We start from the raw sequence: 3348 nt of genomic DNA, 5'->3' as shown, positions 1-3348 counted from the left end.
GAGCCGGGGGCGGGGCGGCGGCGGGGCTGGTGCGGCTAGGTCACGTCGACCCAGTCCAGGCTGCGCTGCACCGCCTTGAGCCAGCCCGCGTACCCGGCGGCGCGCCGGTCGTCGTCCCAGGACGGCGTCCAGCGCCGGCCCTCCCGCCAGTTGGCCCGCAGCTCGTCGGGGCCCGCCCAGAAGCCGGCCGACAGGCCGGCCGCGTAGGCGGCTCCCAGCGCGGTGGTCTCGGCGACCACCGGCCGCACCACGTCCACGCCCAGCACGTCGGCCTGGATCTGCATGCACAGGTCGTTGGCGGTGATACCCCCGTCGACCTTGAGCACGTGAAGGCGCACACCGGAATCGGCCTGCATGGCATCCACCACATCGCGGCTCTGGTAGCAGATTGCCTCGAGCGTCGCACGGGCCAGGTGGGCGGCGGTGTTGAACCGGGACAGACCCACGATCGCGCCGCGGGCATCGGAGCGCCAGTACGGGGCGAACAACCCGGAGAACGCCGGCACGAAGTACACCCCACCGTTGTCGGGCACCTGGCGGGCCAGCAGTTCGCTCTGCGCGGCGCCGCCGATGATGCCCAGCTGGTCGCGCAGCCATTGCACGGCCGAACCCGTGACCGCGATCGAACCCTCGAGGGCGTAAACGGGTTTGGCGTCCCCGAACTGATAGCAGACGGTGGTGAGCAGGCCGTTGCCGGAACGCACGATCGTCTCGCCCGTGTTGAGCAGCAGGAAATTGCCGGTCCCGTAGGTGTTTTTCACCTCGCCCGGCTGCAGGCACACCTGGCCGACCATCGCCGCGTGCTGGTCGCCCAGCACACCGGTGATCGGCACCTCGCCGCCGAGCGGTCCGAGCTCCGTCGTGACCCCGTACGGCTGCCGCGGTGACGACGGCGCGATCGTCGGGAGCATCGCGCGCGGTACCGAAAAGAACGACAGGAGCTCGTCGTCCCAGTCCAGGGTCTCCAGGTCCATCAGCATGGTCCGGCTGGCGTTGGTCACGTCGGTGACGTGCACCCCGCCCCGCGTCCCGCCGGTCAGATTCCACAACACCCAGGTGTCGGCGGTGCCGAACAGGGCGTCGCCCCTCTCGGCGGCCTCGCGCACCCCGGCGACGTTCTCCAGGATCCACTGCAGCTTCCCGCCGGAGAAGTATGTCGCCGGCGGCAGACCCGCCTTGCGGCGGATCACCTCGCCGCGACCGTCGCGGTCCAGCGCCGACGCGATGCGGTCGGTGCGCGTGTCCTGCCACACGATCGCGTTGTAGTACGGCCGCCCGGTGCGCCGGTCCCACACCAGCGTCGTTTCGCGCTGGTTCGTGATGCCAAGCGCCGCAATGTCTTTCGATGAAAAGCCAGCGGCGTTGAGGGCCGTCATCAACACCGAGGCGGTGCGTTCCCAGATCTCGATCGGGTTGTGCTCCACCCAGCCGGCGCGGGGCAGTATCTGCTCGTGCTCGAGCTGATGGCAGGCCACGTCGGCACCGTGGTGATCGAAGATCATGCACCGGGTGCTGGTGGTGCCCTGGTCGATGGCGGCGATGAACTCGGGCAACGGCACTCCTGTCGCGTGAACTGTGACACCTCGCGGCCCCTCCATCATGGCCCACCCGCTGGTCGGTCGGGCAGCGAACATGCCGGTAAACCCCGCGCCCTTGCGCCCGCGCCGGTGAACCTGTTCCATCGGCGATGTGGGCGAAGAGGTCAAGCGCACCACGTACAGCCGCGCACACAGGCGGGAATACCGGCGCAAGGTGCGGTTGTGTCTGGACGTTCTCGAGACGATGCTCGCGCGCTCGCGCTTCGACTCGGACCGGCCGCTGACCGGCATGGAGATCGAGTGCAACCTCGTCGACGCCGACTACCGGCCGGCCATGTCGAACCGCTACGTGCTGGACGCCATCGCCGACCCCGCATACCAGAGCGAATTGGGCTCCTACAACATCGAATTCAACGTGCCACCCCGGGCGCTGGCCGGACCCAGCGCCTCGAACCTCGAGGCCGAGGTGCGGGCCAGCCTCAACGACGCCGAGAACAAGGCCGGCCTCGTCGGGGCGCACATCGTGATGATCGGGATCCTGCCCACCCTGATGCCGGAGCACCTGCGGGACAACTGGATGAGCGAGTCGCGGCGCTATGCGGCGCTCAACGACTCGATTTTCAACGCCCGCGGCGAGGACATTCCGATCAACATCTCCGGGCCGGAGCCGCTGAGCTGGAGCGCCGGGTCCATCGCACCCGAATCCGCCTGCACCAGCATGCAATTGCATCTGCAGCTGGCGCCGGAGGAGTTCGCGGCCAACTGGAACGCCGCCCAGCTGCTGGCCGGGCCGCAGCTGGCGCTGGCCGCCAACTCGCCCTATTTCTTCGGCCACCAGCTGTGGGCGGAAACCCGCATCGAGCTCTTCGCGCAATCCACCGACACCCGCCCCGAGGAGCTCAAGGTCCGGGGCGTGCGACCGCGGGTATGGTTCGGCGAGCGCTGGATCACCTCGGTGCTGGACCTCTACCGGGAGAACATCCGCTACTTCCCCCCATTGCTGCCCGAGGTGTCCGGGGAGGATCCGGCCGCCGAGCTGGCCGCCGGCCGCGTCCCGCAACTCTCCGAACTGCGCCTGCACAACGGGACCGTGTACCGGTGGAACCGCCCGGTGTACGACGTGTCGGAAACGGACGGGGTCGGCCGCCCGCATCTGCGGCTGGAGAACCGGGTGTTGCCGGCCGGCCCCACGGTCATCGACATGCTGGCGAATTCGGCGTTCTACTACGGGGTGTTGACAAGCCTCTCGGAGGCGGAGCATCCGCTGTGGCACGACATGAGTTTCGCGGCGGCACAAGCGAACTTCCTCGACGCGGCGCGACGCGGCATGGATGCCCGGCTGCACTGGCCCGGCCTGGGCGAGGTGACGCCGTCGCGGCTGGTGCTGGACACGCTGTTGCCCCTGGCCCACGAGGGGCTGCGGCACTGGGGTGTCGACGCCGGGGTGCGCGACCGTTTCCTCGGCGTCATCGAGGGCCGCGCCGGGACCGGCCGCAACGGGGCGACCTGGCAGGTCTCGACCGTGCGGGCCCTGCAGGAGAGCGGGATGACCAGGCCGGCGGCCCTGGCCGAGATGCTGCGGCGCTACTGCGCGCACATGCACTCCAACGAGCCGGTGCACACCTGGGACAGCTAGTACGTTGGAAGCCATGACTTCCGATGAGGTGATGGACTGGGACGGCGCGTACCGCGCGGAGGGGGCTACCAGCTGTTGCGGGTTGAGTGGTCGGTAGGGGTGTGCGACACGAATGTAGGTGACGGGGGTTGAGGCTGGTCACGCGATAGTCTGGTTGTGGTATAAACAACCAGA

Annotated in this window: 2 protein-coding genes; one reads left to right on the top strand and one right to left on the bottom strand. The window is 69.0% G+C overall.

Translation table 11 applies throughout. From position 1 onward, the window contains the following. Window positions 1-35: 35 nt before the first annotated feature. A complete protein-coding gene (glpK, locus tag FPZ47_RS26950; protein WP_144957266.1) occupies window positions 36-1598 on the bottom strand; it encodes a glycerol kinase GlpK in 1563 nt (520 codons plus the stop codon). Between the two features lie 91 nt (window positions 1599-1689). Here glpK and FPZ47_RS26945 point away from each other — a divergent pair, with 91 nt between their 5' ends. Further along, window positions 1690-3174 carry a glutamate-cysteine ligase family protein gene (locus tag FPZ47_RS26945; RefSeq protein ID WP_144957263.1) on the top strand — a complete coding sequence of 495 codons (1485 nt, stop codon included), beginning with the start codon at window positions 1690-1692 and terminating at the stop codon, window positions 3172-3174. Window positions 3175-3348 lie beyond the last annotated feature (174 nt).

This window comes from Mycobacterium helveticum, from assembly GCF_007714205.1.
Taxonomy (GTDB): domain Bacteria; phylum Actinomycetota; class Actinomycetes; order Mycobacteriales; family Mycobacteriaceae; genus Mycobacterium; species Mycobacterium helveticum.
The sequence above is the reverse complement of the archived record's forward strand: the minus strand, read 5'-3'. Positions and strand labels throughout refer to the sequence as shown.

Bases quoted from the DNA above. Each gene is read 5' to 3' on its own strand.
- glpK (WP_144957266.1), bottom strand. From the start codon at position 1,598: ATGGAGGGGCCGCGAGGTGTCACAGTTCACGCGACAGGAGTGCCGTTG.